Source organism: Gordonia alkaliphila (genome assembly GCF_039542465.1).
In the GTDB taxonomy this organism is placed as follows: Bacteria; Actinomycetota; Actinomycetes; order Mycobacteriales; family Mycobacteriaceae; genus Gordonia; species Gordonia alkaliphila.
The window spans coordinates 37,777-64,478 of sequence record NZ_BAABIE010000011.1; the positions used below are offsets into that span (position 1 = coordinate 37,777).

General features: G+C 67.5%; 27 protein-coding genes and 1 tRNA gene. 9 read left to right on the forward strand and 19 right to left on the reverse strand.

Features of this window, described 5'->3' with window-relative positions:
• The first annotated feature begins 33 nt into the window (after positions 1 to 33).
• Positions 34 to 759 carry a TetR family transcriptional regulator gene (locus tag ABD989_RS12290; protein ID WP_425556530.1) on the forward strand — a complete coding sequence of 242 codons (726 nt, stop codon included), beginning with the start codon at positions 34 to 36 and terminating at the stop codon, positions 757 to 759.
• Entirely contained in the window at positions 752 to 2,167 is a 1,416-nt protein-coding gene (locus ABD989_RS12295; RefSeq protein ID WP_345313701.1) for a serine/threonine-protein kinase, read from the forward strand. Before ABD989_RS12290 ends, ABD989_RS12295 begins: the two co-directional genes overlap by 8 nt.
• 6 nt (positions 2,168 to 2,173) lie before the next feature.
• On the opposite strand, the gene ABD989_RS12300 is transcribed toward ABD989_RS12295, so the two are convergent.
• Both ABD989_RS12300 and ABD989_RS12305 read right to left on the reverse strand, forming a co-directional pair.
• On the reverse strand, positions 2,174 to 2,965 hold the full coding sequence (locus ABD989_RS12300) for an N-acetylmuramoyl-L-alanine amidase family protein (RefSeq protein WP_345313702.1): 792 nt from the start codon (positions 2,963 to 2,965) through the stop codon (positions 2,174 to 2,176).
• Between the two features lie 50 nt (positions 2,966 to 3,015).
• Positions 3,016 to 3,585 carry a hypothetical protein gene (locus ABD989_RS12305; RefSeq protein ID WP_345313703.1) on the reverse strand — a complete coding sequence of 190 codons (570 nt, stop codon included), beginning with the start codon at positions 3,583 to 3,585 and terminating at the stop codon, positions 3,016 to 3,018.
• 301 nt (positions 3,586 to 3,886) lie between these two features.
• On the opposite strand from ABD989_RS12305, the gene ABD989_RS12310 reads away from it, so the two are divergent.
• A complete protein-coding gene (locus tag ABD989_RS12310; protein ID WP_425556531.1) occupies positions 3,887 to 4,768 on the forward strand; it encodes a serine hydrolase in 882 nt (293 codons plus the stop codon).
• 117 nt (positions 4,769 to 4,885) lie between these two features.
• On the opposite strand, the gene ABD989_RS12315 is transcribed toward ABD989_RS12310, so the two are convergent.
• From ABD989_RS12315 to ABD989_RS12330, 4 genes are read right to left on the reverse strand one after another with little or no spacing between them, the layout of a single operon-like run.
• A complete protein-coding gene (locus tag ABD989_RS12315) occupies positions 4,886 to 6,220 on the reverse strand; it encodes a dipeptidase (RefSeq protein ID WP_345313704.1) in 1,335 nt (444 codons plus the stop codon).
• A gap of 10 nt (positions 6,221 to 6,230) precedes the next feature.
• The gene (locus ABD989_RS12320; RefSeq protein ID WP_345313705.1) at positions 6,231 to 6,965 is read right to left on the reverse strand and encodes a pirin family protein; all 735 of its coding nucleotides are present in this window, start codon (positions 6,963 to 6,965) and stop codon (positions 6,231 to 6,233) included.
• A gap of 3 nt (positions 6,966 to 6,968) precedes the next feature.
• On the reverse strand, positions 6,969 to 7,430 hold the full coding sequence (locus ABD989_RS12325; protein ID WP_246994499.1) for a MarR family winged helix-turn-helix transcriptional regulator: 462 nt from the start codon (positions 7,428 to 7,430) through the stop codon (positions 6,969 to 6,971).
• On the reverse strand, positions 7,427 to 8,401 hold the full coding sequence (locus ABD989_RS12330) for a pirin family protein (RefSeq protein WP_246994502.1): 975 nt from the start codon (positions 8,399 to 8,401) through the stop codon (positions 7,427 to 7,429). Before ABD989_RS12330 ends, ABD989_RS12325 begins: the two co-directional genes overlap by 4 nt.
• Before the next feature lie 92 nt (positions 8,402 to 8,493).
• Between ABD989_RS12330 and ABD989_RS12335 the strand changes: the two genes are divergently transcribed.
• From ABD989_RS12335 to ABD989_RS12345, 3 genes are all read left to right on the forward strand, one after another.
• Positions 8,494 to 8,904, forward strand: coding sequence for a hypothetical protein (locus ABD989_RS12335; protein ID WP_246994504.1), 411 nt, complete (start codon positions 8,494 to 8,496; stop codon positions 8,902 to 8,904).
• 68 nt (positions 8,905 to 8,972) lie between these two features.
• Entirely contained in the window at positions 8,973 to 9,761 is a 789-nt protein-coding gene (aqpZ, locus tag ABD989_RS12340; RefSeq protein ID WP_246994505.1) for an aquaporin Z, read from the forward strand.
• Between the two features lie 14 nt (positions 9,762 to 9,775).
• Positions 9,776 to 10,600: an alpha/beta hydrolase gene (locus ABD989_RS12345; protein WP_345313706.1), complete on the forward strand. Its 825-nt coding sequence runs from the start codon at positions 9,776 to 9,778 to the stop codon at positions 10,598 to 10,600.
• 104 nt (positions 10,601 to 10,704) lie between these two features.
• Here ABD989_RS12345 and ABD989_RS12350 read toward each other — a convergent pair whose 3' ends face one another.
• The 8 genes from ABD989_RS12350 to ABD989_RS12385 form a co-directional block, all read right to left on the reverse strand.
• A complete protein-coding gene (locus tag ABD989_RS12350; RefSeq protein WP_345313707.1) occupies positions 10,705 to 11,541 on the reverse strand; it encodes a hypothetical protein in 837 nt (278 codons plus the stop codon).
• A gap of 123 nt (positions 11,542 to 11,664) precedes the next feature.
• Complete coding sequence (locus ABD989_RS12355; protein WP_345313708.1) at positions 11,665 to 13,446, reverse strand: acyl-CoA dehydrogenase; 1,782 nt, start codon at positions 13,444 to 13,446, stop codon at positions 11,665 to 11,667.
• Positions 13,447 to 13,459: 13 nt separating this feature from the next.
• Positions 13,460 to 14,206: an SDR family NAD(P)-dependent oxidoreductase gene (locus ABD989_RS12360; protein WP_345313709.1), complete on the reverse strand. Its 747-nt coding sequence runs from the start codon at positions 14,204 to 14,206 to the stop codon at positions 13,460 to 13,462.
• 106 nt (positions 14,207 to 14,312) lie between these two features.
• Entirely contained in the window at positions 14,313 to 14,474 is a 162-nt protein-coding gene (locus tag ABD989_RS12365) for a hypothetical protein (RefSeq protein ID WP_246994516.1), read from the reverse strand.
• 170 nt (positions 14,475 to 14,644) lie between these two features.
• Positions 14,645 to 16,138: a serine/threonine-protein kinase gene (locus ABD989_RS12370; protein ID WP_345313710.1), complete on the reverse strand. Its 1,494-nt coding sequence runs from the start codon at positions 16,136 to 16,138 to the stop codon at positions 14,645 to 14,647.
• An 11-nt stretch (positions 16,139 to 16,149) separates the two neighbouring features.
• Positions 16,150 to 16,740 carry a TetR/AcrR family transcriptional regulator gene (locus ABD989_RS12375; RefSeq protein WP_246994520.1) on the reverse strand — a complete coding sequence of 197 codons (591 nt, stop codon included), beginning with the start codon at positions 16,738 to 16,740 and terminating at the stop codon, positions 16,150 to 16,152.
• Complete coding sequence (locus tag ABD989_RS12380) at positions 16,737 to 18,965, reverse strand: MMPL family transporter (protein WP_246994522.1); 2,229 nt, start codon at positions 18,963 to 18,965, stop codon at positions 16,737 to 16,739. The genes ABD989_RS12375 and ABD989_RS12380 overlap by 4 nt, the downstream gene beginning before the upstream one ends.
• A gap of 44 nt (positions 18,966 to 19,009) precedes the next feature.
• A complete protein-coding gene (locus tag ABD989_RS12385; RefSeq protein ID WP_345313711.1) occupies positions 19,010 to 19,618 on the reverse strand; it encodes a phosphoribosylanthranilate isomerase in 609 nt (202 codons plus the stop codon).
• 13 nt (positions 19,619 to 19,631) lie between these two features.
• On the opposite strand from ABD989_RS12385, the gene ABD989_RS12390 reads away from it, so the two are divergent.
• Entirely contained in the window at positions 19,632 to 20,597 is a 966-nt protein-coding gene (locus tag ABD989_RS12390) for an aminoglycoside phosphotransferase family protein (RefSeq protein ID WP_345313787.1), read from the forward strand.
• A gap of 22 nt (positions 20,598 to 20,619) precedes the next feature.
• Here the strand turns inward: ABD989_RS12390 and ABD989_RS12395 are convergent, their stop codons facing one another.
• Together ABD989_RS12395 and ABD989_RS12400 are read right to left on the reverse strand one after the other, a co-directional pair.
• Positions 20,620 to 21,012, reverse strand: coding sequence for a DoxX family protein (locus tag ABD989_RS12395; RefSeq protein WP_246994527.1), 393 nt, complete (start codon positions 21,010 to 21,012; stop codon positions 20,620 to 20,622).
• Between the two features lie 338 nt (positions 21,013 to 21,350).
• A tRNA-Leu gene (locus tag ABD989_RS12400) sits at positions 21,351 to 21,424 on the reverse strand.
• A 177-nt stretch (positions 21,425 to 21,601) separates the two neighbouring features.
• On the opposite strand from ABD989_RS12400, the gene ABD989_RS12405 reads away from it, so the two are divergent.
• Positions 21,602 to 22,261, forward strand: a complete 660-nt coding sequence (locus tag ABD989_RS12405) for a DsbA family oxidoreductase (RefSeq protein WP_345313712.1) — start codon at positions 21,602 to 21,604, stop codon at positions 22,259 to 22,261.
• Here the strand turns inward: ABD989_RS12405 and ABD989_RS12410 are convergent.
• Positions 22,237 to 23,388, reverse strand: a complete 1,152-nt coding sequence (locus tag ABD989_RS12410; RefSeq protein ID WP_345313713.1) for an Rv3169 family protein — start codon at positions 23,386 to 23,388, stop codon at positions 22,237 to 22,239. The genes ABD989_RS12405 and ABD989_RS12410 overlap by 25 nt on opposite strands.
• Positions 23,385 to 24,509, reverse strand: coding sequence for a phosphotransferase family protein (locus ABD989_RS12415; protein WP_425556532.1), 1,125 nt, complete (start codon positions 24,507 to 24,509; stop codon positions 23,385 to 23,387). The genes ABD989_RS12410 and ABD989_RS12415 overlap by 4 nt, the downstream gene beginning before the upstream one ends.
• A gap of 185 nt (positions 24,510 to 24,694) precedes the next feature.
• Between ABD989_RS12415 and ABD989_RS12420 the strand changes: the two genes are divergently transcribed.
• Complete coding sequence (locus ABD989_RS12420; protein WP_345313715.1) at positions 24,695 to 25,606, forward strand: Bax inhibitor-1/YccA family protein; 912 nt, start codon at positions 24,695 to 24,697, stop codon at positions 25,604 to 25,606.
• 134 nt (positions 25,607 to 25,740) lie between these two features.
• Here ABD989_RS12420 and ABD989_RS12425 read toward each other — a convergent pair whose 3' ends face one another.
• Positions 25,741 to 26,484, reverse strand: a complete 744-nt coding sequence (locus ABD989_RS12425; RefSeq protein ID WP_345313716.1) for a hypothetical protein — start codon at positions 26,482 to 26,484, stop codon at positions 25,741 to 25,743.
• Positions 26,485 to 26,702 lie beyond the last annotated feature (218 nt).

Here is a 26,702-nt window from a genome sequence, read left to right on the forward strand (position 1 = left end):
CAGTGCACGGGTGTACACAAAGAACGATGACACATGCGGCGAGCTTCGGGCAAGTGTCGGGCAGTGTGGCGCCGGTCACCGCTTAGACTGTTCGACGTGGCTTCGTCGAAGGATTCCGGTGGTGGTGGGGACGCGCGTCGTCGTTCCCGGGCGGAGAAGAAGGAAGAGACGCGGCAGGCGCTGCTCGACACGACCATCGAATTAGTGGACGAGCGTTCTTTCGGAAGCCTGTCGTTGCGTGAGGTCTCGCGCGGGGCCGGGATCGTGCCGACCGCCTTCTATCGACACTTCGCCTCGATGGAGGATCTCGGAGTCACCCTGGTGGAGGACTCGATGCGGGTGCTCCGGCGTGCGCTGCGCGAGGGGCGACGAGATCTGGTCAAGAGTGGAATGCCCAGTGCGCGTGAGTCATTGGACATTCTGTTCCGCCATGTTCGCTCGGACGAGGCCAAGTTCCGGTTCCTGATCCGCGAGCAGCACGGCGGTGTGAGCGAGGTTCGGCGCGCGATCAACACCGAGCTGCGGTTGTTCTCCCGTGAGTTGGCCATCGACCTGGCGCGCGTGCCGGCCCTGGTCCGGTGGGAGGCGGACGACCTGGAAACGGCCGCGGACCTGTTCGTCACGATTATGATGACGGCGGTGGCAGACCTGCTCGACGGAGACGGTCGTCCAGGGGCAGCTGATCAGCTGATCCGGCGCGCTGAGAGGCAGCTGGTGATGGTGATTCTCGGAATGGGGCAGTGGAAGACTGATGACTGATTCGCGCGTGGGGACGGTCTTCGGTCCCTATCGAATCGAAGCACTGATCGGCCGCGGCGGCATGGGTGCGGTGTACCGCGCCTACGACACCGTGCACGACCGCGAAGTGGCGCTGAAACTGTTGGGCGGCACCGGAACCGACGACGGCACTTTCGCCGAGCGCTTCCGCCGCGAATGTCGGCTGGTGGCGAGACTCGGTGAGCCGCACATCATTCCGATCCACGACTTCGGTGCGATCGACGGCACCCTGTACCTGGACATGCGCTTGGTGGAGGGCGAGAACCTACGTCAGGTGCTGCGTCGGGTCGGGCCGCTGCCCGCCGAGGACGCGGTGGCGTTCGCCGAGCAGGTCGGCGAAGCGCTCTCTGCGGCGCACGCTTCCCATCTCGTCCACCGTGACGTGAAACCGGAGAACATCCTGGTGACGCCGACCGGTTTCGCCTACCTCGTGGACTTCGGCATCGCGCACGACGGCACCGACTCCGGGCTGACCAAGGCGGGCACGGCGATCGGGTCGACGGCCTACTTGGCGCCGGAACACTTCGACAACGCTCCCGTCGCGCCGTCGTCGGACGTCTATGCGCTGGCCGCGGTGCTGTTCGAGATGCTTACCGGCCGGCCGCCGTTCGGCGGGGAGACGGTCAGCTCGATCATCAAGGCCGCCGTCCTCCAGGACGCGCCGACGCCCAGTTCCCTGAACCCCGACGTCCCGCCTGCACTGGACGCCGTCCTCGCTCGCGGATTGGCCAAGGACCCGGCGCGCCGTTACGCGTCGGCGGCCGAACTCACCGCGGCCGCCCGCGCCGCGCTGAGCCAGGAATCGGCGACGGAGTTCATTCAGGTCGCGCCGCCGACGCAGCCCTACGCCGGGACCGAGGTGGCGCAGACGCCGGTGTACTCGGAACCGCTCGGCTACGCGGCGACGCAGCAGTCGGGGCCGCTCGGCTACCCGCAGCCGGTCGGCTATCCGTCGTCGCAGGCGACGGATTCGGGTGGTGGCCGCACCACTCAAATGGTGCTGGTCGGCTTCATCGGATTGCTGGTCGCGGCGCTGATCGGCCTGGCCGTCTACTACTTCGGCTTCGCGAACAAGAACGACGACGCCACTGCCGCGTCGCCGTCGACCACCACTCTGACCTCGACTATGACTACTGAACCCGGCGGCCAGCCCACCCAATTGGCCACGACCGCCTGCAACTCGGCGGTTGGCATCGGGAGCAGTGTTACCAGCTGTGATTTCGCGCAGTCAGTACTCAGCAGCTATCTTGCCGCCGGTCCAGCTGGGCAGTCCCGCGTGATTACGGCCTTCAGTCCGGTCACTGGGCAGTCCTATCAGATGGCATGCAGCGCCGAGTCGGGGATTATCGTTTGCCGTGGTGGCAATGACGCAGTGGTGCACATCTATTAATCGGTGTCAGCTCTTACACTTGTTGGGCACGGCCGCGCGGACCCCCGCGGCAAGGCTCTGCGCGTATGTCGCAATGCCTTGCTCACCGATGGGCACGGATCCACCTCCGGTGGGGGTTCCGAACTCGTTGTAAATCCACGGGACCTTATCGGAGATGAGCGCGATAATCGGAATGCTGCCCGCCCACAGCGGAGGTCGACCATCGAAGCTGTTATCGGTGATCTCTACCGTCCGGCCTTCGACCTTGCCGCGTGCAGCCGCGAAGTCTGCGGCCAGCTTCTGGCTTTCGGCCGCGGTCGCGCGATTGGTGTAGGTGACTTGGTGCGGCTGGCCGTCGGCGCCGGTGCCTTGGCGCGATAAGCCCACGCGCTGAACGAAAATCCGATGGTCGTCGGTATAGGTGTGCACGCTGATCGCGAGATCGGCGTTGGCCTTCTCTGCCCGAGTGACTCGATCGCGATAAGAGACGCTCTCATTGACGCCCTTTTTGAGGAGCACGACCGTGTATCCGTCGGCGACCAGATCCTCACGTAGTCGGCGAGACACCTCCATGGTGTCGGCGTCCTCCGCGCCATTGGAATAGTCGCTCATGTATGCCCCGGTCTTCGGATCGTACATGTCGATCGGCGTCGGATTGTGTCCCGGATCGATTGCGATGACCGGTGCGGTGCAGCCTACTTCGGCGGCCTGGCTGGTGGTGGTCGGGGTGCCGGGGACCATCTCTGTTACCACCTGCGTGACAACACTGGACCCAGCGGCAGAATCGTTCGATGTCGCGCAAGACGGCAGTGCTGCCATGGCGGCGATGGCGGGTAACACTACTGCCATCCGGCGACGCATCGTCGCTTTCACTTCAGGATGGCGATGGTCGAGTTTCGGCCGGTGCACTGGTAGAAGTAGCCTGCGTCGTGGCAACTCGTATAGATGGTGGTGCCTGCCCCGGCGCTGTAGATCGGCACGCTGCTGAAGGTTCCGCCGCGACGCTGAACCTCATACTGGACGTCCTGGGCCCAGGCGCACGTCGTGCCGGTGCGCTGGCGGTATATCGACGAGGTGCAGGGATAGACGAATCCGTTGGCGTTCAGGGCCGCTTGTGCGTTGTTGATCATCGGGGCGGGAGGTGGCGCCGGCGCCACCGTTTGGGTCTGCGTCAGGGTAGTGCCCGGCTTCTCGATCACTGTCGTCGTTTCGTCGGACACAGGTGCGGCGGTGGAGTCCGGGGAATCGTTGCCCGTGAAGATTAGTGCCAATGCGATCGCAGTCACCACGAGGCTGACACAGACGATGGAAGCCACGATCACGGCGGTGTGGGACCGTCGTTGCGGTTGCTGGGTTTGTGGGTACTGACTCTGCATGCTGCCCCCGGTCTGCAGTGGCTGCGTTTGACCGCTGAAATCTGGCCCATCGCCTGGATACATGCCTGGAACTATAGACCAAGGTCAAGTGCCCGAACGATGGTGCCGAATCGCGATATCTGGCGTTCTGCAGTGTCCTATCAATGGTGGCGAATAGTTGGTATCCGCCGAATGGATGAATTGCCACCTGTCGTTGGCCCTTGTCGAAGCCATGTGCAAGAGGGTGCAGTCGGTCGGCTCGGTCACTGCGCTCGATGCATAACGGCCGGGCCACGTCGTGGTCTCAGGCGGGCGGCACGGCTTGGCCGTCGTCCGCGGGATCCCTAGTGTTACCTCTGATACTGGTGAGGCGTAAGGGGCTTGTGTGGTTAAGGTGCGGCGGTTTCTGCTCGGGGTGGGCGTCACGATCACGGTGACCTGCGCGACGATGTCGGGGGCGGGGGCCGCCGACGCATTGGATCTGCCGTTCGGCCTCGGCAACGGGAGTCTCGGCGCGGCGACGGTACCGAAGGCCCAGTTGGACAAGAGCTTTCGTAGTCTCACTAAGTCGATGGCCAAGTCGTTGCCAGGGAAGGTCGGCGTCGCGATCACCCCGGTGGGCGGGGACGTGCCGATCTCGTTCGGCTCGTTGAAGACCGCGCGGGCGTGGTCGACGTTGAAGGTGCCGGTGTCCATCGCGGCGCAGCGCCACGTCGGCGCGGAGGCGCTTCCGCAGGAACTGAAGGCCATCGAGTTCTCCGACAACGCCGCCGCCGAGGACCTGTGGGCCGTGCTCGGCGGCGGTCAGCGGTCCGTGGATGCGGTCACCGTGGTGCTGCGCGAGGGGCATGACCTGATCACCCAGGTGTCGTCCGAGGTGGACCGCCCGCGCAGTTACCCCGGCCATACGCCGTGGGCACTCACCGATCAGTCGATCTTCGCCGCGCACCTGCCGTGCCTGCCCGATAGCGGGCAGGTGCTGAACTACATGAGCCACGTGGCGCCCAACCAGCAGTGGGGCGTCGCGAAGCCCCGCACGCGCGGAGTGCGGGCCGCGGTCAAGGGCGGGTGGGGTCCGTCGTCGGACACCGACGGCCGGGAGGTGGTCCGCCAACTCGCGGTGATCACCACCCCGCGCGGTCAGTACGGCGTGAGTGTGGCGGCCCTACCGCGCAGCGGATCGTTCAGCGACGGCACCGCGATGGTCACGCGCGTGGGCAAGTGGCTGCTGCGCAACCTCGACAAGTTCCCCGCCGGGCGCTGCTAGCCGAAGGCGGCAGTCCGCCCCAGAGGAGGCAGCCCCGGCTGCAGCCTGTGGAGCCGACTGCCGCGGATGTGTGGGACTGCCGCCTGTACGGCGGAGCGGACGCCGCGACGACGGAGACTAGAAGCTGGTCAGCAGGATGGCTTCAGCGAGCGCGGTCCGACGGATCTCCGCCGGGTCGACGCTCTCGTTGGGGGCGTGGATCCGGCACTGCGGTTCCTCCACGCCGAGCAGTGCGATCTCCGCGCGCGGCACCGTCTCGGACAGCACGTTGCACAGGGGGATGGAGCCGCCCTGACCCGAATGCACCACGGTCGCGCCGTCGTACGCCTGGGTCATCGCCGCGGTCAGGGCCGCGTAGCCCGGTCCGTCGGTGCGCGCGGCGAACGGTGAGCCTGCGGCGTCGGAGCTGATCGCGATGGAGCAGTGCCAGGGCACGTGGCGCTCGAGGTGGGCGACCAGCGCGTCGTAGGCCTGGGCCGGCTCGATGCCGGGCGGGATCCGCAGGTTGAGCAGCGCGGCGGCCGACGGGATGATCGCGGCCGCGCACTCGTCGATGCTCGGGGCGTCGACGCCGATGACGGTGACCGCCGGTCGCGCCCAGGCCATGTCGGCCGGGGTGCCCGATCCCAGGAGGTCGACGCTGTCCCGCACGCCGGCGTCCGGGCGGAACCGCTCGGGCGGGTACTCGGCGCCGGTCCACCGCTGGTCGGCGGGCAGTCCGTCGATCGTCGTGTTGCCATCGGCGTCGCGGAGGGTGGCGAGCAGAGCGATCAGGGCCGCCATCGCGTCGGGTGCGGGGCCGCCGAACTGGCCGGAGTGCACCGCGGTGTGCAGGGCGTCGATCTGTACGCGGACGTTCACGACGCCGCGCAGGCTGGTGGTGAGCGTCGGGACGCCGACCTCGATGTTCCCGGCGTCGCCGATCACGATGAGGTCGGCGTCGAACAGTTCCGGTCGCGTCCGGACCAGATCCTCCAGGCCCTCGCCGCCGGACTCCTCCGACCCCTCGATGATGATGCGGACTCCACACGAGGCGTCGGCGCCGACCGCGCGCAACGCAGTCAGGTGGGCCACCAGGTTGCCCTTGCAGTCGGCGGCGCCGCGCCCGTACCAGCGGCCGTCGCGTTCGGTCAGTGCGAAAGGCGGTGTGGTCCAGAGGGATTCGTCGCCCGCGGGCTGCACGTCGTGGTGGCTGTAGAGCGCCACGGTACGACTGCCGGCCGGCCCCGGCCGGTGGCCGACGATCGCCTGCGATCCGTCCGAGGTGTCGACCACCTCGCAGTCGAAGCCGAGCTCGGCGAACTGCGCCGCCACCCACTCGGCGCTGGACCGGTTGGCGTCGACGCGGGTGGCGTCGCCGTGCACCGACGCGAAGCTCACGAGTTCGGCCAGGTCGGTGCGGGCGAGGGGCATCTGGGCGTCGACGTGGTCGGCGAGAGGCGATTGGGTCATACCTCCACTGTCACACGTCGAAGGCCGCGTGCATCTCCCAGTAGACGATTTCCGCGTCGTCGACGGCGGTCACGGTCAGCGGACCGGCGTCGGTGGTGCGCAGCGCGTCGCCCTCGACGATCGGCTCGGCGCCGTTCACCGAGACCTGCCCGCGTGCCACGTACAGGTGGCCGAACGGCGCGGCCGGCAACTCGATGGTCTGCCCGGCGCGCGGCTGGGCCAGGTGCAGCGCGGCGAAGCGGTTGGCGATCTCGATGGCGCCCGAGTCGCGATGCTCGGCCCGACCGGACGCGGCCACCACGGGCTCGCCGGAGGCCAGCGCCGCGGCGAGGTCGCGTTCGGCGTGCGACGGCTCCAGTCCGTCGCTGTGCGGGGCCACCCACATCTGCACCACGCGCAGCCGCTCGCCGCGGTGGCTGGTGTCGGCGTTCTTCTCCGAGTGCGTGATGCCGCTACCGGCGCGCATGTAGCCGAGCGTGCCCGGCTGCATGACCAACTCGTGGCCGCGGGAATCCTTATGTCGCACAGCGCCTTCGAGGACCCAGGTGAGGATCTCCATGTTCTGGTGCTGGTGCGCGTCCAAGCCTTCGCCGGCGGCCACCACGTCGTCGTTGTGCACCACCAGGACGCCGTGCGCATTGCCGAACAGGTCGTAGTTGCCGGTGGCCGGGAAGCTCTGCCAGGACGTGAGCCATTCGTTGGCCCAGTAGTGGCGGTCGGCGGCGGGGCGTAGTTCGACGGACATGCTCTATTCCATTCGGTCGAGAGGTTCAGCGAGCCGGGTCATGATGTCGACCAGCTCCTGACCGTCATTGCGGGAGAGGGGAGTGAAGAACAGGTGGTTCACCAGGTCGCGGTGGCCGCGGGCGGCGGCCTCGAAGGCTGCGCGTCCCTCGTCGGTGAGGATCGCGTAGCTGCCCCGGCCGTCCTCGGGGACCTTTTCGCGGCGCACCCACCCTCGCTTGCACAAACTGTCCACCTGATAGGTCAGACGGGAGGCGGTGAACACCATCCGCTGCGCGATCTCCTTCATCCGAAGGCGCTGGTCGGGCGCCTCGGACAGGATCAGCATCACGTGGAAGTCGGAGAGGGTCATCTCCGATTCGCTGCGGAGTTGCTCGTCGATCGCGGTGGTCAGGCGTGCGCTGGTCTCGATGAACAGGCGCCACGCCCGACTCCGCGGATCGGCGTCGTCGATGGTCAGGTTCATCGCATGACGTGCGGCATCAGCGCGTCGTCGGGGATCACGCCGAGACGGCCGGCCTGGTAGTCCTCGATGGCCTGGACCAACTGCTCGCGGGTGTTCATCACGAACGGTCCGTAGGCGGCGACGGGCTCGCGGATGGGCTGTCCGCCCAGCAGCAGGACCTCCATCGCGGGGCGGTGCGAATCCTGCCCGTGCGCGTCGGCGGCGACGGTGATGCGGTCGCCCTTGCCCAGCACGGCGAGCTGTCCGCCGGTGATCGGGCGCTGCTCGGCGCCGACGGTGCCGTTGCCCGAGAGCACGTAGACGAGCCCGTTGAAGTCCTCGCGCCACGGCACCGACAGCTGAGCGCCCGGTGCGATGGTGGCGTGCGCGAACGCGATCGGCGTGTGGGTGGATCCCGGACCGGCGTGGCCGTCGATGTCGCCGGCGATGACGCGGAGCAGGGCGCCGCCGTCGGACGAGGAGACCAGTGCCGACTGTCCGCCCTCGAGGTTCTGGTACTGCGGCGTGAGGAACTTGTCCTTGGCCGGCAGGTTGACCCACAGCTGAATGCCATGGAACGTGCCGCCGGACTCCACGAGCTCGGCCGGCGGGGTCTCGATGTGCAGGATGCCCGATCCGGCGGTCATCCACTGCGTCGCACCGTCGGTGATCAGGCCACCGCCACCGGCGGAGTCCTGGTGCTGGAACAGGCCGTCGATCATGTAGGTGACGGTCTCGAAACCACGGTGCGGGTGCCAGGAGGTGCCCTTCGGTTCGCCCGGCTCGTACTCCACCTCGCCCATCTGGTCCATATGGATGAACGGGTCGAGGGCGGCCGCCGAGACGCCGGCGAAGGCGCGCACCACGGGGAAGCCTTCGCCTTCGTAGGAGCGCGGCCCGCTGGTCACCGAGACGACGGTGCGCTCGGAGTCGGCAGGGCCGGCCTCGGTCAGGCGGGGCAGGGACAGGGTGTCTGCGGTCACGGCGGGCATGGGGTTCCTCCAGCTAGTTCAGATTTGAAGTATCGCAACCCGTGTAACCGAACGCAACCGAAACCTATTCCCGGCCGGTCATAATCAACGGTATGGCCATCAATCCCATGAATGACCGACCTGCCCGCGAGCGGCAACGACTGCGCAAGCTCGCACAGGCGGCGATGAACGCGGACCAGACGGTGGATCAGGTCGAGGGCATTCTCGGCGACATGGGCCCGGTGCTGGCGGGGCTGACCGGCACCATCGGCGAGCTCGACGGCGCGATCGAGAATCTCGAGACCACCCTGGAACGGCTCAACACCTCCCTGGACAAAGTCGACACGACGGTCAACCGTATGGCCGGTGTGGTGACGCGTCTGGAACGGGTCGTCGGCCAGGTGGAGCAGTTGGTGGCGCTGGGCGAGGTCGCGATGCGCCCGCTCGGGGTGATCGAGTCGGCCGGCCGCGGCGTGGTGGGTCTGCTGGGCTTCGGCGACAAGCCGGACCGGAGCAGGGCTTGACCGTCCGCCGTCCGACGAGGCTTGTCTCCTACGATTGACGAAGAGCATTCATCGATTGAGGAGCCTGTGTGAGTTCTGACTCCAAGCCCGCCAAGTGGTTGGCCGAGGCATTTGGCACGTTCTGGCTGGTATTCGGCGGTTGTGGCAGCGCCATCTTCGCGGCCACCTTCCTGGTCGACAAGGACGGTGCAGTAGGCAAGGTCCAACTCGGCATCGGCTTCCTCGGCGTCTCGCTGGCCTTCGGTCTCTCGGTGCTGACCATGATCTACGCCGTGGGCTGGATCTCCGGCGGCCACTTCAACCCGGCCGTGACCCTGGGCGCCGCGGTCAGCGGGCGCTTCCCCTGGAAGGATCTGCCCGGCTACTGGCTGTCCCAGGTGATCGGCGGACTGCTGGCCGGTGCCGCGCTGTTCCTGATCGCCAACGGCAAGCCCGGTTTCAGTGCGACCGGCAACATGGCGGCAAACGGCTACGGCGACCATTCGCCCGGACTGTACTCCCTAGGGTCGGTGATCGTCGCCGAGGTGATCCTGACCGGATTCTTCGTGCTCATCGTTCTGGGCGCCACCCACGGTCGGGCACCGATCGGTTTCGCGGGTCTGGCGATCGGGTTCGCGCTGACGCTGGTCCACCTCATCTCGATTCCGATCTCCAACACGTCGGTGAATCCGGCACGGTCGACGGCGGTCGCGTTCTTCAACGGCGACGGCGCACTGCCGCAGCTGTGGGTCTTCTGGCTGGCGCCGCTGATCGGCGGTCTGCTGGCCGGAGTGTTGTTCCCGCTGATGTGGGAACGGCTTCCGTTCGCCCGCCCCGACATCGTCGGCGGCCCCGAGCCCACCGCGGCAGAACAGTAAGAAGGAGCAGTCGCATGATTTCCGAAGAGCGTTCGTTGCAGGGGCGTCGCGGACGCACCATCGTCTACGACGTGCATCGCCCGGAGAACGACCCGATCGGCGTCGTCGCGCTGGTGCACGGTCTCGGCGAGCACGCGGGCCGCTACGGCCACGTGATCGACCGGCTGACCGCCGCCGGCTACGTGGTGATCGCCCCCGACCACGCGGGTCACGGGCGCTCGGGCGGCAAGCGACTGGGCGTCAGCGACTTCAGTGACTTCGGCGCCGATCTGGAACGGGTCATCGCGAGCGTGCAGCGCGACGGCCTGCCGCTGTACATGCTCGGCCACAGCATGGGCGGCGCCATCGCGCTCGACTACGCCCTCAACCACCCCGATCAGCTCACCGGGCTGGTCCTGTCCGGGCCCGCCGTGGTCCCGGGCGACGATCTGCCGCCGGTGATGGTGAAGCTCGCGCCGGTGCTGGGCCGACTGCTGCCGGGGCTGCCCGCCACTGCGCTGCCCGCCTCCGGGGTGAGCCGCGATCCGCAGGTGGTCGCCGCGTACGAGGCCGATCCGCTGGTGTGGCACGGCAAGATTCCGGCCGGCCTCGGCGGCGCGCTGGTCGGCGCCATGGCGTCGTTCCCCGAACGTCTGCCCACGCTGAGCGTCCCGACGCTGGCCCTGCACGGCGGCAGCGATGTCCTGGCCAACGCCGACGGCACCCGACTGATCGGGGAACTCGGCGGCGGCTCGGACGTGACCACCAAGATCTACCCGGAGCTCTATCACGAGATCTTCAACGAGCCCGAGCAGGAGCAGGTGCTCGACGACGTGATGGCCTGGCTCGCCGAGCACTGACCGGGCCGGTCAGCTTCACCGACCGGGTCTACCATCGAAAAAGGTTCGACTCGCTGCGTGCATGGCAGCGAGTCGAAACCCTTTTCTTTACGATCTCGGTGAGATCACTCGAGGTCGAGATTGTTGCTGCTGCTCTGGCTGCTGGTGGTGCCAGACGCGGGCAGTTCGATCGCCGTCGTGGTGTCGGTGTCGGCGTTGGTGTTGGTGTTGATGTTGATGTTGATGTTAGTGTCGGCGTTGGTGCCGGTGTCGGTGTCGGTAACCCCGAAACTGAGGGCGTTGCGGCTCGTCGTGTCGCCGCCGGCGAGCTGGGTCGGCGCGGCCGTGTCCTTCTTGCCGAAGTAGTCCGAACTGAACTCGATGCCCTTGTCGCCGCCCAGCGTGACGGTGGCGATGTTGGGCTTCATGCCTTCGATCGGATCCATGCCGAGCAGGGTCGGAATGAGGGCCAGCGGGTTGAACAGGTTCAGCGCCAGGGTGCTCGCGGGGACATTGAGGTTCGCGCCGAGGCCGAGCACGTTGAAGCAACCGGCCCCGCCGGAGGCGACCGCAAAGGTCAGCATTCCAACGCATGCCGAATTCGCCAGCTTCAGGTTGTACTCCGGGATCTCCACGGAAGTCGCAGTTGCTAGACCTCCGAGCGCGAAGGCGAGACTGACCGAGCCCTTGGTGCCGACCGCGCTGGCTCCGCCCGGCCCGAGCGCGATCGCCAGGTCGGTCCCCGCCGGAACGTTGAGGACCTTGCTGGTGTCGTAGGCCTCGCCACCGAGAATGCCGAAGGCCGCGGACAGTTCGGGGGAGGCTTCGACGACGGCGGGTGCTGAAGCCGGCGCTTCCGTGGGCAGGGGTGCCAGCGTGCTGCCGGCGATGATCGCGGCGCCGACGGAGGCGGTGCCGACCGCGGCCGCGGTCTGGCGGAGGGTGGGGCGAAGAGCGTGCATGTGTCTCCAATGCTCAGAAGTTGTTAATGCGCGCTCAGGTTATGTTCAGGGTTGCGGCCGGTCGGTGCGGATACCGAGCGTTTCCCCGTTATGGAGGACACAGGTTCAACCGTTCGAACGACCTCAGAACCAGGCGGGGTCGGCGTCGAGCGTGGTGCGGTCGCCGGCGGCCACCAGGTCGAGCTGCGGGCCGGTCTTCGGGAGCTCGTAGGTGAAGAAGTACCGGGCCGCGGCACGCTTGCCGCTGAAGAAGTCGCCCGCGCGGTCGCCGACGGCCAGCAGCTGCTCCAACCACATCCACGCGATCACGATGTGCCCCGCGGCCTCGAGGTACGCGGTGGCGTTCGCCAGGGCCAGTGCCGGGTCGCCCGACGCCCACGCCGCCGCGGTCACCTCGGCGAGGCGCGCGAGCGACGCGGCGAGAGCGTCGCCGTAGACCGCGGCGTCCCCGCCCGCCTCGGCAGCGCGCGCCACCGTGGCGCCGACGGCGTCGGCCAGCACGGCGAAGCCTTCACCGGAGTTCATGATCACCTTGCGGCCCAGCAGGTCGAGCCCGTGAATCCCGTGTGCGCCTTCATGAATCGGGTTGAGGCGGTTGTCGCGGTAGTACTGCTCCACATCGAACTCGCGGGTGTAGCCGTACCCGCCGTGCACCTGGATCGCGAGGCTGTTGGCCTCCAGGCACCACTGGCTGGGCCAGCTCTTCACGATCGGGGTGAGGACTTCCAGGAGGGTGTGTGCCCGCGCGCGGTCGGCCTCGTCCGGTGCGGTCATCTCGTCGTCGACCAACCGGGACGCGTACAGACCGAGTGCCAGTGCACCTTCGGCGTAGGCCTTCTGCGCCAACAGCATTCGCTTCACGTCGGCGTGCTCGATGATCGGCACCGGTGCCACGTCCGGCCCCTTGGCGTCGACGGGACGGCCCTGCTCGCGGGTCTTCGCGTACTCCACCGACTGCAGGTAGCCGGCGTAACCGAGGGCGGTGGCGAGGAAGCCGACGCCGATCCGGGCCTCGTTCATCATGTTGAACATGTACCGGAGGCCGTTGTGCTCCTCGCCGACCAGATAGCCGACGGCACCGGTGACGCCGTCGACCGGGAAACTACCGTCGCCGAAGTTGAGCAGCGCGTTGGTGGTGCCGCGATTGCCCATCTTGTGGTTGAGGCCGACCAGTGCGACGTCGTTGCGGGTGCCGTCGGTGAGGAACTTGGGGACCACGAACAGCGAGATGCCCTTGGTGCCGGGGCCGCCGCCGGGTGCCTTGGCAAGGACGAGGTGCACGATGTTCTCGGTGATCTCGTGGTCGCCGGCCGAGATCCACATCTTGGTGCCGGTGATCGCGTAGGTGCCGTCGCCCTGGGGGACCGCGCGGGTGGTGATGTCGGCGAGCGACGATCCGGCCTGCGGCTCGGACAGGCACATGGTGCCCGAGAAACGGCCTTCGAGCATGGGGCGCACCCAGGTGTCGATCTGCTCGGGTGAGCCGTACTTGGCCAGCAGGTTCGCGTTGCCGACGGTGAGGAAGCTGTACGACGACGTCGCCGCGTTTGCGGCCTGGAAGTTCACCATAGACGCGCGAGAAATGGTGTGCGGCAACTGCATTCCGCCCAGCTCCTCGTCGAACGAGCCGGCGTTGAGGCCGGCCTCGGCGAACGCGTGCACCGCGGTCGCGATCTCGTCGAGCAGGACTACCTTGCCGTCCGGTCCGATCTGCGGTTCGGTCTGGTCCGACTTCTTGTTGTGCGGCGCGTACAGCTTGGCGGCCATGTCGTGGCTGAGGTCGAGGACCGCGTCGAAGGTTTCGCGCGAGTGTTCGGCGAAGCGCGGCCGTTCGGTGAGTGCGGCGACGTCCAGCCAGTCGTGGAGGAGGAAGTCGAGGTCTGCGCGGGACATGAAGTCGGCCATGCCCGCTAGTGTGTCAGATTCCCGCGCGTCGGATCAGATCGCCCGCCCAGCGGGGCGACACCTCGGCGACGGCGCGCAGGGCCACCGCGTAGCGCGGATAGATTTCGGCCTCGCCGGTCTTCGCCGTCTGCACGATCCAGCTCGCCGCCTCCTCCGCGGACAGCGCGACGGCGTCGTCGTAGTCGGCGGTGGGAGCGATCATCGGGGTACGGACCAGGGGAAAGCCCACGTTGCTGACGGTGACGCCGGTGCCGCGGCACTCGTCGTCGAGGCTGCGGCCGAAGGCGGCGAGTGCGGCCTTGGATGCGTGGTAGGCGCTGAACTTGGGCATGGAACCGGCGGCGACGCCCCAGGTCACGACATTGATGATGCGGCCGCGGCCCCGATTCTGCATCGCGGGCAGGAGCGCGGTGGTCAGGCGGACCGCGCCGAAGTAGTTCAGCGCCATGGTGCGCTCGTAGTCGTGAAAGCGGTCGACGGTGTCGAGGACCGAGCGGCGGATGGAACGGCCGGCGTTGTTCACGAGCACGTCCGGGGTACCGAAGCGAGCCTGGATCTGCGCGGCGAGGTCGGCGGCGGCGTCGACGTCGGACAGGTCCGCGGTCATCGGGTGGGCGGTGGCACCGGTCCGAGTGAGCGCATCGCAGACGGCGGTGAGTCGGTCGAGGTCGCGCGCGACGGCGATCACCTCGGCGCCCGCGTCGGCGAATTGATGGGCGGCGGCTTCGTCGATGCCCGAGGAGGCGCCGGTGATCACCACGAGGTGGCCGGTCAGGTCACGGTGCTGGGACGTGAACCGTCGGGAAGGTCGAGTAGGAATCGCGCGGGTCGCAACGCAGCCTGCGCGACGAACCTGGCGCCTGGGATCACTTGTACTTCTTGATGATCTGCAGTGCCTCGTCTCCGGACACGTTCTTCGCGACCAGTTTGCCGTTCTTGATCTTGCGGATCGTGTACAGCTTCGGCTTCTTCGCATCGGCGATGTGCAGGCCGACACTCTTGGCCTTCTTGTTCAGGTTTTCCAGCACGACTGGATGGTAGCGCCTCAAGGTGAACGATTCGGACCGTTCGCCTCAGCGTTGGGTTGAAGACATCAGTGCTGCCACCCGGCATTTCAGGGCCGACCGGGCCAGGCTGTCCGGGCTCGGAGTTGCCAACATCACAGTCGGAATCGAGCTCGCCCGGCGCCGCTGCCCGGTCAGCAGATCTCGGTGCCGACCGCGGTGGAGTGATCCAGTCGCCGCGAGTAGCTGCCGCCGCCGATACGGGACTTGATGGCGCACGTCTCCGACACCGTGGCGCCGGGGTAGTAGACGGCGTAGATCGGGTTACCGTCCTGGGACTGCTTGAGCGACGCGCAGGCCTGGTCGGTGCGCAAGTACGACGCTCCCGGGTACTGCTGCAGCGCCGCGGCGACCTCCTGTGCGTACGCGCCCGGCGTGATCGCGTTGTAGACGAAGGTGACGGTCTCGCCCGTGCAACTCGGCGTGGTGATCGGCGTCGACAGGCCGAGGTCGCCGGTGCCGCGCGTCGACGTCGGGGTGAGCGTGGTCGTCGTCCTGCTCGGTGCGCTGGTTGCGGTGGTCGACGGTTCGTCGGCCGCCGATTCGGTGATCGTGGTGGTCTTCGCCTCGATCGTGGTGGTGACCGATGTGGCGGCGAGGTCTGGATCGTCGTCGTTTCCACTGGGCCACAACGCGATCGCAGTTCCGACGGCGGCGAACACGGCGACCGCGGCGATGCCGGCCAGAACGAGGTTCATCGAGCGGTTCGACCCCTGCGGCGGGACCGGCTGCGGCGAAATCGGCGGCTGCGGCGGCAGCGTACCCAGGGCGCCGACCGGCGCCACCTGGGTCGTCGCGTGCGGGAGGACGGGCGGCCGGCCGTTCAGGGTCTGGCGCGCGGCGGTGGCGAGCGCGCCGGCCGAGGCGAAGCGCTGCGCCGGATCCTTCGCGGTGCCGTGGGCGATCACCGCGTCCAGCGGTCCGCCGGTCGGCGGCAACGGCCGGTGCAGGTGCCCGGCGATGATCTGTTCCATGCTGTCGTCGCCGAACGGCTTCGCTCCGGTGAGGCATTCGTACAGCACGCAGGTGAGCGCGTAGACGTCGGCGGGCGGGCCCACCGGCGCGCCGGTGCCGAAGCGCTCGGGCGCCATGTAGTTGAACGAGCCGATCGCCGAACCGGTGGAGGTCAGCGACGTCTGCCCGGCCGATTGCACGAGCCCGAAGTCGACGAGGTAGGCGAACCCGCGGCGGTCGAGCAGGATGTTCTCCGGCTTCACGTCGCGGTGTGTCAGCCCGGCCTGGTGGGCGGTGTCGAGCGCACCGGCGATCTGCTCGATGATCGCGACCGCCTGGTCGGCGGGCACCGGGCCCTGCCGGATCAGGGCGCGCAGGTCCTGGCCGTCGACGATCCGCATGTCCAGAAACAGCTGGCCGTCGATCTCCCCGAAGCCATGGATCGGGATGACGTGCGGATCGCTGAGGCGCGCCGCGGTCTGCGATTCGCGCAGGAAGCGGGTCCGGTACTCGTCGTCGTGCGCCAGCTGCGGTGGCAGCAGCTTGAGTGCCACAGTGCGGTCTTTGGCGGTGTCGACCGCCTCGTACACCTCGCCCATACCGCCGCGCCCGAGCAGTCGGACGAGGCGGTACGGGCCCAGCATGGTGCCACTGCGATCCCCCGGAACGGTCATGCTGAGTGAGGTTACAGCGGCAGCCCCCGCTCCAGGAGGTCCATGGCCTCCAGGAGCTCGGCGAGGGTCTCCTCGTCGGGGAGGGTGGCACGCTCGACGATGTGCATCAGCACCCCGGAGACGGCGGCGATGAAGACCCGCAGCGACAGGCTCGACTCATCGGTGCCGGTGTATGCGGCGATGAGGGCGATGCCTTCCTGGAGCATGCCGTCCAGGGCGAGCTGGTTGGCCATCCGGAGCGTGGGTTCGCTGCGTAGCAGGTGTGCGCGATCGGGGTTCGCCGCCCACTCGTCGGCCATTCCGATGGCGAACAGCTCGCGCAGGATGTGCCGTAGCAGATCGAAGTGGCTGAGGCCGGCGGGTGCGTTCTCGAAGATCTCCAACCGTGCTTCGACCAGGTCGTCGCTGATCAGCACCTGCTCTTTGGACTCGAAGTAGCGGAACAGGGTGGTATGCGAGACGCCGGCAGCCTCGGCGATCTGCGCCACCGTCGTCGCGTGATAGCCCTGTTTGGTCACCAGGTCGAGGGCGGCGAAACGGATCGCGCTCCGGGTGCGCGCCTTGTTCTGGGCGCGCACCCCGAGCCGGGATTCTCCGGTCATGTCAGGGCGACCTCTTCTTCGGCCGTGGTGCCGACACCGCGGTGGCGGACGGAACTGCCCTCGACGTCGAAGTTGAGGACCAGCTTGTCGAGCCAGCGCGGCAGACCCCAGGCCTTCTCGCCGAGCAGCGAGATCACCGCGGGCACCACGATCATGCGGATGATGAAGGCGTCGAAGAACACGGCGATGGCGAGCGCGAAGCCGAGCATCTTGTTGGTGGTCTCCGGGGACAGCATGAAGGCGGCGAAGACGCTGATCATGATGATCGCGGCCGACGTCACCACGCGACCGCCGTGGCGGTAACCGGCCACGATCGCGTCCTTGGGCGACATGCCGTGCAGGAATTCTTCACGCATACGTGTCACCAGGAACACCTGATAGTCCATGGCGAGGCCGAAGACCACGCCGACCAGGAAGATCGGCAGGAAGCTCAGCAGCGGACGCGGATTCTCGATCAGGCCCAGCCATCCGTCGGTGAACACCGCGGTGGTGATGCCGAACGTGGCCAGCACGGAGAAGACGAATCCGATGGTGCCGATCAGCGGCACCCAGATGGAGCGGAACACGGCGATCATGATCAGGAACGCCAGGCCCACGACCACTGCGATGTACGGGATCAGCGCCTTGTCGAGCTTGGTCGACAGGTCGGACATGATCGCGGTCTGTCCGCCCACGTGCAGCTGCGCGCGCTGCTGCTCCAGAGTCGGGCTCAGTGCGCGAATGGACTCCATCAGGTCGTGCGTTTCGGTGGACGACGGCGAGCTGAGCGGCGTCACCACGATGAGCGCGGTGTTCGCGCCGGCGTTGGGATTGGCCGGGTCGGTGCCGTTGCCCATCCAGGCCACGGACTCGGGCTGGTAGACGTCGGGCAGCTTCTTGATGTCGGCCACGGTGCGCTCGGCGGCAGGTGCCACGTCGGCGTCGTCGTCGGCGGCGACCACCACGAACAGCTGTCCGTTGATGCCCTCGCCGAAGCCCTTCTTGACCAGCTGCTGCGCGGCGATCTCGTCGTCGGCGGTCATATCCAGGCCCAGCTCCATGCCCTTGACCGGGATGGCCGCGGCCACCAGGATCGCGAGGCCCACGACGATGAACGGGATCGGTTTGGCGACGATCGCGCGGCCGAACTTCACGCCGAGGGTGTCGACGTCGTCGGACGGTTCGGCGTGGCGGATCCACGGGATCCGCGGCGTGAACGCGAAGCGTCCGACGGCGCCGAGGATGGCCGGGATCAGCGTGATGGCCGACAGCACAGCCACCAGGACCGCGACGGCGGCGCCCATGCCCATCTGCGTGATCAGCGGAATCCCGATCACCATCAGGGCGACGACCGCGATGATCACGGTGAGGCCGGCGAAGACCACCGCCGTACCGGCGGTACCGACCGCGCGTCCGGCCGCGTCGGCGGGTGAGCCGCCGCGCTGCACCTCATTGCGGAAGCGGGACACGATGAACAGCGCGTAGTCGATCGAGACGGCGATGCCGAGCATCAGGACGATGCCGGTGGCCGCCTGGTTCACAGTCATGAACGACGCGGAGACCATCAGCATCAGCATGGTGAGGCCGACACCGACGATGCCGGTGATCAGCGGGATGAAGGCCGCGATCAGCGCACCGAAGGCGACGATCATCACCACGAAGGCGACGCCGAAGCCCAGTGCTTCAGCGGTACCGCCGCCGCTCATGGCGCCCATGACGCCGCTGGTGGCCTCCACCTGCAGGCCGTTGCCGCTGTTGCGTTCGAGGACGTCGAGCAGGGCCTGTTTGTCGGCGGGTTCGAGCTCCATTAGGTCGATGTCCTGGCCGACACTGATGAGGCCGATCTTGCCGTCGTCGGACAGCACCTGCGAGGCCATCGCCGGATCGGACTGGGCGACGAGGACCGGATCGACGATCTGCTTCGGATCGGTCACCGACGGCAGGGCGGCGAGCTCTGTGGTCAGAGTCTCGATCTGCGCGGTGTGCGCGGCGAGGCCGTCGTCGGCGGCGATGACGACGGTGGTGCGCGCCTTCATCTGCTGTTCGGACAATGCCGGGAACTTCTCCTGCATCTGCTCCATGGCGATGCCGCCGTCGGTGCCGGGCAGTTCGAAGTCTTTGGCGAACTTGGGATTGAGCCCGGCGACCAGGCCACCCATGATGGCGAGCAGCGCCACCCAGGTGCCGATCACCCACCATTTGTGGCGGAACGAGAAGCGGCCGAGCCGAAAGAGTGCAGAGGACATGCCAACAAGTGTTACTGACTAACACTTTTGTCGGCAAGGAGAATTCAGCGTGAGGCCGCGCACACCTCGGCCAGGAAAGCGCGGATCAGTCCGTGGTCCTTGACGCCGGGCGACGACTCGACGCCGCTGGAGACGTCGACGCCCCAGGGGACGACGGCGGCGATGGCCGCGGCCACGTTGTCCGGTCGCAGGCCGCCGGCGAGGAGCCAGTGGCCGTCCGGTGCGCGGCCGGTGAGCGCGGAGAGGTCCCACTGCTCACCGGAGCCCGGGCGCGGGGCATCGAGCAGTAACGCCTCCTCGCCGTAGGCGCCGACGCGCAGGTCAGGGGAGTGGGCGAGCGACGTGGCACGCCACAGCCGCGGGAAGATCGCAGCGGCCGCGGCGAAGTCCGCTTCGGTGTAGGTGCCGTGCAATTGCAGGATCGACGCGCCGATCTCCTGGGCGAGGCGGGCCGCGTCGGCCGACGGCATGTCGTTCACCACGAGCACGGTGTCCACGGCGCCGTCGGCCGCGGCGATGATGCGCCGGGCCAGGTCCGCGTCCACCGCGCGCGGGCTGGTGCGATTCATCACCACACCGATGGCGTCCGCCCCGGCGCCCACCGCCACCTCGACGTCGTCGACCGCGGTCAGTCCGCACACCTTTGCCAGCATGGGACCGATTCTAATGCCGGTGCCGCGATCCGACAGCGGCCTGTGGCAGCACTACGCTGTCGTCGTGGAGATTCCGGCGGGCCTAGCGAAACAGCGTGCGTTGGGACCGGATTGGGCGGCGTGGCTGGACGGACTCGGACGGCGATGCGACGACCTGGTGGCGGAGTGGGAGCTGACGCCCACCGGCGATCCCATGCAGGGATTCGCGTCGATCGTCGTGCCGGTGCGGGAGTCCGACGGCCGCGCCTCGGTGCTGAAAGTGGGCTTCGACGGCAGCGCCGAGACCGCGCACGAGCATGTGGCACTGCAGCTCTGGGGAGGCGACGGCGCGGTGCGGCTGTATCGCGTCGATCCGGCGCGGCGCGCGATGCTGCTGGAGCGGTTGGGGTCGACGGATTTGAGAGAGGAATGGGACCTGCAGGCGTGCGAGCTCATCGCGGGCTTCTACGGGCGGCTGCACAAGCCTGCGTCGCCGCGGTTTGACCCGTTGAGCGGCTACCTCCAGCGGTGGCTCGACGCGATGGCGGCGGATGTACGGGACATGCCGGTGCCGCGCCGTCTGATCGACCAAGCGCTGAGCCTGGGCCGCGACTTCGTCGTCGACGCCGCCACCGACGGCCGGATCATTCACGGCGACCTGCATTACGAGAACGTCCTGGCCGCCGAGCGTGAGCCCTGGCTGGTGATCGATCCGCAGCCGATGTCGGGGGATCCGCACTACGAGATCGCCCCGCTGCTGTGGAACCGCTGGGACGAGATGGCAGGCTATCTGCGCGAGTCGATCCAGCGGCGATTCTTCACCGCGGTGGAGGCGGCCGGGTTCGACGAGGAGCGCGCCCGCGACTGGGTGATCGTGCGCATGGTGCTCAACGCCCACTGGGCCGTCGAGGACGCGAAGCGGATGCGACGCGACCTCGACAGCTCCGAGCGGGCATCGATCACTCAGTGCATCAGCGTGGCGAAAGCCGTGCAGCCCTAAGGGATTCGGGCAATTGCTGCGACTACTTCTTCTTGGCGGCGATGGCGATCAGGCCACCGGCCATGGCGACGTTCTTGAGGAACTGGACCTGCTGCATGGCCCGCATCTGCGGATCCTCGTGGTTCCAGTAGGCATGGCCGGCGACGGTGGTCGGGACCAGCGACGCGAGCAGCACACCGGCGGAGGCGCGCGGGTAGAGGCCTGCGGTCAGCATGCCGCCGGCCACCGCCTGGGCGGCGCCGTTGAGGCGGACGATGGCTTCGTCGTTCACCGGGACCGGAACGGCGCTTCGCACCGGGGCCAGCATGGCGCCGGCGGCGTCGACGCGCTGTCCGGGCGCGGTCGCCGCACCGTAACCGAGGATGACGTAGGGGATACCGGTCAGCGCACGACTGATGGCCGAGATGATCTTCATGGCGGTTCCTTCTGGCTACACAGCTATCGGTGGAGACTTCAGTATTCGACGGTAGCGTCGCCGCGTCTGGCGCGCTATCGCCAGCTGAGCTGGGTGATGCCCCCAGTCGGACTCGAGCCGACACTGAACGCTGCTCAGCCCGGACCCTGCCGCCTTCGAAAAGTTTTACGTCCTGAAAGGCACCGCTAAGGGGCCTGGCAGGACACAGAACTAGCGCCCATGGCTGAGTTCCGGGTGCGGCTGACTGTGGTCACCCGGGGAAATTCGAGGGGTGTGACCTCGCCGAGTGCTACGCACTCTCAGCTCCGGAGAGTCGGCCGCTACAACCGGCGACGCCGTGCCCCCAGTCGGACTCGAACCGACACTGCGCGGATTTTAAGTCCGCTGCCTCTGCCAATTGGGCTATGGGGGCGCGGGTGTCATCTTGCCAGGACCCCGCGACGAGTTCGGGGAGCGGGCGGTGAGTGGGGGGGCTTCGACGAGATCAGCCGACGAGGAGGTTGTCGACGGCGTTCCCCGAGCTTGTCGAAGGGCGGGTTCGGTGGGATGGTTCCATGGAGGGGTGGCGCAGACTGCAGAGGGAGCACGCATGAAGGTCGAGATCTGGTCGGACATCAACTGTCCGTTCTGTTACCTGGGAGTGCACCAGTTTCTCGTCGGGCTCGGCGACTTCGACAAGGCCGATCAGATCGAGGTGATCCACCGGTCCTTCGAGCTCGATCCGAACCAGGAACGCGGCGCGTCGGGCAACGTCGTCGATCATCTGGCGGAGAAGTACGGCTTCTCGCCGGAAGATTCGGCCAACGGTGAACTCCAGCTCGCCGAGAAGGCCAAGGAGTTCGGTCTTCCGTACATCACGTCCGGGCGCGACTTCGGCGACTCCTTCGACATGCACCGCCTGGTGCACTTCGCCGCCGAGAGCGGGCGCGCCGAGGACATGCTCCTCGCGCTGCTGCACGCCAACTTCGGCGATGAACGCCCGCTGTTCGGCAGCCACGAGCGGCTGGTCGAGATCGCCGTCGCCGAAGGCTTCGACGAAGCGCAGGTCCGCGAGGTGCTCGCCGACGAGACCCGCTACGCGCAGGCCGTGCGCGACGACGAGAAGCTCGCCCACGAATTGAACTGCCAGGGCGTGCCGTACTTCGTGCTCAACCGGCACTTCGTGATCTCCGGCGCCCAGCCGGCGGAAGTCTTCACCGACGCCCTCCGCCAGGGCTGGGAGCACTACTCGGGCGCGACGTCCATGTAGTCGGCGAACCCGTACTGATCGTGCGGGCCGATCACCGAGAACTCGAAGAGGCCTTCGCCCTGGTGGACCGTGCCGTCGTCGGACGTGAGTCGGAACGACGCCAGGTAGTCCACCGGGCAGAAGAGCTTCATCGTCGCGTCGAGCTCGGAGATCTTGAGTCGTAGCGACTCCACCTTCTCCTCGCCCTGCCACATCCCGTGGCGCCAGTCCTGCTCCAACCCGTAGCCGGTGCCGAAGCCGATGAAGTTGGCCAGCTGCGGCGTGCACTCGACCGTCGTCGTCGCACCCGACGGCTTGATGAATCGCAGTGTGGCGGCACCGGGTTCGCGGCCGCCGGGGATGAAGCTGATGTCGTGCTCGACGCGGCCCAGCCACTCGACGTCGCGGGTCGGGTCGTCCCAGACCAGCCGGGCGTCGCCCATGATGCGCTCGCCCTCGCGGGTCTCCTGCACCACGACGACCACCGCGAAGCCGTCGAAGCGCATCACCGAGTAGATCCAGAAGAAGCTGTTGGATCCGCTCTCGGCCGCACGACGACCGGGCGGCTCCGCCTCGCCCACCGGGCGCACACCCCATGACCGGTCGCGATTGCCGCGCCAGTTCTCGGGTTCGACGACGAACGCGTCGTCGTCGACGGTGAGTGTGCCGGTCCAGTCGCCGGTCTGCACGAAGCGCTGGGTGTCGAACGTGACTCGCTCGAGCTGGCGCTGGAAGTGTCGCGGCTCGAGGACCGCGGGCGCATCGGCGGTGAACTCCAGATCGAACGACACCGCGCCGTGACCCGGCTCCAACGAGATCCGCAGGCGTTGCAGGCCCTCGAGCACCTCGACGCGGAACGGCCCCACCTGCAGGTCGTTGCGGTCGGCGCCGAGTGCGCGCGAACCGCGCACGACGAGATGGTCGTCGCCGCGACGCACCACCACGAAGCAGTCCACCACGCCGAGATTCGGGTACACGCCGAGCCCGAAGATGAACCACGGATCGTCGGATGTGGCTGCAGTGCTGGACAACCGACGATGGCAGTTGAAGTAGTAGCGGTCGTAGAAGTTGCGGTCCGAGGTGCCGACGTGGCGGATCACCTCGGGGATCTGATGGATGGGGTAGTCGTCCATGGGGGAGAGCGTCATTTGATCGACTCCCAGTACGTGCCGTCGAGCATGGCTTCGAGGGTCTTGCGATGCATGATCATGTCGTCGGGGTCGTCCGGTGCGGCCGCCTGGCCGAAGTGTATTGCGCGCGTTTGGATTCGGTACATCACGACGGCGTGGATGAGTGCCGCGTACAGCGTGTAGAAGTCGAGGTCGCGGAGCTCGTGACCGGTCGCGGCCTGGTAATCGGCGGCGGCCTGTTCGCGGGTCAGGAAGTCGGTGAGCCCCTCCATCCCGGCCATTTCGGTGAGGTCCTGGAAGAAGCGGTGAAGGAAGATCATCCACGCGACGTCGAGCTCGCGCGGCCCGAGGGCGGCCATCTCCCAGTCGAGCACGGCGGCAGGAGTGAACTCGTCGTAGATCATGTTGCCGATCCGTGCATCGCCCCAGCAGAGGACCGGCTCGGATTCGGCCGGCAGATTCTCCTGCACCCACGCGAAGCCGCGTTCGATTAGCGGTGCGCCTTCGCCGTCGCGGCTGGCCCACGTATAGAAGTCGCGGAGACGACGGATGTGCGCCTGCAGGGCGGTCTCGCCCGGGAGCGGCTGATCCACGGCGGCCCCGTCGGTGGGTGCGGCGTGCACCTGGGCGATCACCGCGACGCTGCGGCGCGCCATCTCCGCGCGCTCTTCGGCGGAGGCCTCGGTGACCCACGAACCGAAGGTGTAGGGCATCACATCCGGGGGAATCCGGCCGTCGACCCGGCTCATCACGAAGAACGGCGCGCCCAGCGGTCCGTCGTCGGGTTCGGACCACCACAGCTTCGGCAGCGGCAGGTCCGTCGTCTCCGCGACGTGGCCGATCAGTCGGAACTGCCCGTCGAGGTCGTACGACGGGAAGACGGGGTCGCTGGACTCGAGTGGCGCCACTCGGACCACCAGGCTCTCCGGAGCGCCGTCGATCACGGCCTGAACCAGCAGGGTCTCGCTGGACATGCCGTTGGCGGAGGGGAGTTCCACCTCGGTGACGGCGGCGTCGTCTCCGGCCCGGGTCTTGATCCAGGCGTGCAGGCGTTCGCGGAGCCATTCGGGTTCGCGCTGGGACTGGGTGGGCCGCGCGATCTCGCGACCCTCATCGGCATTCGAAGCAAGGGCAGACACGATTCCCATGCAAGCACGCCCCTGCGCGCGGGGGACGCGATCGGTAGAACACGTTCCAATTCGGCCGGTGCGTCGGTGGTGTTGAACGAATCTCGTCAAGAGTCGGTAAAGTCGGAACTAAAGCGGCGCGCGGCACGTTGAGTCGGTAAGAAGCGTCAGCATCCATCCAACAAGGAGCTACAACAGTGCGCGAGAGCAGCAACCCGGTTATGCGCGGAGTGATCCGCGATAACCAGCCTGCCCCCTATGCCGGTTTCGGCCAAGCGATTCCGGGCGCCCAGCAGGCCGCGTGGAGCGCGGGGCAGCAGCAGGCGAACCCGTACCAGCAGCCGGGCCAGCAGGACTTCGTCCAGGCGCCCACCAGCAGCCGTCAGATCACCATCGACGACGTGGTGATGAAGACCGGCATGACCCTCGCGGTGCTCATCGCCGTGGCCGTCGCGGTGTACGCGGCGATCGCCACCCGCGGCGCCGACCTCGTCGGCACCGCGCAGACCAACGCGCAGGTCGCGCTGGCCATGCCGCTGCTCCTCGTCGGCAGTATCGGTGGCTTGGTCCTGGTGCTGATCGCCAGTTTCGGTCGTAAGCAGGACAACCCGGCCATCGTGCTGGCCTACGCGGCCTTCCAGGGCCTGTTCGTCGGCTCCATCTCGTTCGTGTTCGCGAACCTGGCCGTCGCCGAAGGCACCAGCGCCGGCGCCATGATCGGCCAGGCCGTGCTCGGCACCATCGGCGTCTTCGTCGGCATGCTCATCGTCTACAAGGTCGGCGCCATCCGCGTCACCCCGCGCTTCACCCGCATGCTGATGGCCGGCATGGTCGGCGTCCTGGTCCTCGTGCTGGGCAACCTGGTCCTCGGCCTGTTCGGCGTGGACATGGGTATTCGCAGCGGTGGCCCGATCGCCATCATCTTCTCGCTGGTCTGCATCGCGCTGGCCGCCTTCTCGTTCCTCCTGGACTTCGACGCAGCCGACAAGCTGGTCAAGGCCGGTGCACCGGAGAAGGCAGCTTGGGGCGTCGCGCTCGGCCTGACCGTCACCCTGGTGTGGCTGTACGTCGAGATCCTGCGTCTGCTGAGCTACCTCAACAGCGACTAGATCTCCCGCTCGACGCCGCCCCCGGCGTCGTCGTAGACACCATTGCCGTCTGCTGCAGTCGTATACCGACTGCACCAGACGGCAGTGTGCATCTGTGGGTCGTCAGGCGGCGCGGAAGGCGTCGCTGAGGCGGGTCACGTCCGGTGAGTGAATCTGGGTTGCAACGAGGAAACCGTCGAGCACCCGACGGTCTTGTCGATGCACGCCGACTGCATCGAGGCGTACCGCGTCATGCTGCGGAGTTCCTGGTCCACACCGTCGGGCTGGCTCAGTGCGAGGGGCGCGATGACCACCGGGTCGCCGGATTCCGGAATCAGCTTCATGGACAGCGACACGACGACGGGGTTGCCGTTTCCGATCGGATCAGGACCGACGGTGATGACCATGCGATCCACGGACGACGGTTTGACGGTGAAGTCGATGTCGCTGGTCACGGTTTTCGACGGAAGATTGTTGGCGAACGGCTCGAAGGGGATCTTCACCGAGTAGAACGCCGACACCATGGCGCCGCTGCCCTGTGGGTTGCAGGAGATCGTCTTCGCGTCGAGGATCGACGTCTCGATACGGACGATCCGCATCGGCGAGTCGGTGCTGTTCTTCAATGTGATGTCGATCGGCGTCGCGGAATTGGTGATCATGGTGGCGTCTTCGATCGGAATTCCGCTGCCATACGCTTTCGCGTCGACGTCGGTGGGGGTGCCGAAGGTCAGGGCGGCGACCTTGAGTGCTGCGGAATCGCCGTCCGCGGCTCGGCTGAAGGCTTTGACACCGACGAGTGCGAGGACGACGGCCGCGACGGAGACCAGGGTGGCGAGCGTCGCCCAGGCCGGGTGTTTCACGGCGGCCAGAATCCGGGCGCCGGTCGAGTCCTCGGGCACCCAGAACTGCCAGCCGGGCGGCGCCGGGCCCCAGCTCGGGTCCGGGCGCCAATCGGCGGAAGGCCGCCACCCGGGGCGGGGGCGGCCAGTTCGGGGGCGGGTTGTAGCGCATGCAGGCTCTTTCACCAGGGGCAGATGGTTCGTCCGACATTCTTCCCGGGTCTACGGCCGCGCGTGACGCTTGCATGCAAGTTCAACCAACTGGGGGACGTGCGATG

Bases quoted from the DNA above. Each gene is read 5' to 3' on its own strand.
- ABD989_RS12290 (WP_425556530.1), top strand. From the start codon at position 34: ATGCGGCGAGCTTCGGGCAAGTGTCGGGCAGTGTGGCGCCGGTCACCG.
- ABD989_RS12295 (WP_345313701.1), top strand. From the start codon at position 752: ATGACTGATTCGCGCGTGGGGACGGTCTTCGGTCCCTATCGAATCGAA.
- ABD989_RS12300 (WP_345313702.1), bottom strand. From the start codon at position 2,965: ATGGCAGCACTGCCGTCTTGCGCGACATCGAACGATTCTGCCGCTGGG.
- ABD989_RS12305 (WP_345313703.1), bottom strand. From the start codon at position 3,585: ATGTATCCAGGCGATGGGCCAGATTTCAGCGGTCAAACGCAGCCACTG.
- ABD989_RS12315 (WP_345313704.1), bottom strand. From the start codon at position 6,220: ATGACCCAATCGCCTCTCGCCGACCACGTCGACGCCCAGATGCCCCTC.
- ABD989_RS12320 (WP_345313705.1), bottom strand. From the start codon at position 6,965: ATGTCCGTCGAACTACGCCCCGCCGCCGACCGCCACTACTGGGCCAAC.
- ABD989_RS12325 (WP_246994499.1), bottom strand. From the start codon at position 7,430: ATGAACCTGACCATCGACGACGCCGATCCGCGGAGTCGGGCGTGGCGC.
- ABD989_RS12330 (WP_246994502.1), bottom strand. From the start codon at position 8,401: ATGCCCGCCGTGACCGCAGACACCCTGTCCCTGCCCCGCCTGACCGAG.
- ABD989_RS12335 (WP_246994504.1), top strand. From the start codon at position 8,494: ATGGCCATCAATCCCATGAATGACCGACCTGCCCGCGAGCGGCAACGA.
- ABD989_RS12345 (WP_345313706.1), top strand. From the start codon at position 9,776: ATGATTTCCGAAGAGCGTTCGTTGCAGGGGCGTCGCGGACGCACCATC.
- ABD989_RS12350 (WP_345313707.1), bottom strand. From the start codon at position 11,541: ATGCACGCTCTTCGCCCCACCCTCCGCCAGACCGCGGCCGCGGTCGGC.
- ABD989_RS12355 (WP_345313708.1), bottom strand. From the start codon at position 13,446: ATGGCCGACTTCATGTCCCGCGCAGACCTCGACTTCCTCCTCCACGAC.
- ABD989_RS12370 (WP_345313710.1), bottom strand. From the start codon at position 16,138: ATGACCGTTCCGGGGGATCGCAGTGGCACCATGCTGGGCCCGTACCGC.
- ABD989_RS12375 (WP_246994520.1), bottom strand. From the start codon at position 16,740: ATGACCGGAGAATCCCGGCTCGGGGTGCGCGCCCAGAACAAGGCGCGC.
- ABD989_RS12380 (WP_246994522.1), bottom strand. From the start codon at position 18,965: ATGTCCTCTGCACTCTTTCGGCTCGGCCGCTTCTCGTTCCGCCACAAA.
- ABD989_RS12385 (WP_345313711.1), bottom strand. From the start codon at position 19,618: ATGCTGGCAAAGGTGTGCGGACTGACCGCGGTCGACGACGTCGAGGTG.
- ABD989_RS12390 (WP_345313787.1), top strand. From the start codon at position 19,632: ATGCCGGTGCCGCGATCCGACAGCGGCCTGTGGCAGCACTACGCTGTC.
- ABD989_RS12395 (WP_246994527.1), bottom strand. From the start codon at position 21,012: ATGAAGATCATCTCGGCCATCAGTCGTGCGCTGACCGGTATCCCCTAC.
- ABD989_RS12405 (WP_345313712.1), top strand. From the start codon at position 21,602: ATGAAGGTCGAGATCTGGTCGGACATCAACTGTCCGTTCTGTTACCTG.
- ABD989_RS12410 (WP_345313713.1), bottom strand. From the start codon at position 23,388: ATGACGCTCTCCCCCATGGACGACTACCCCATCCATCAGATCCCCGAG.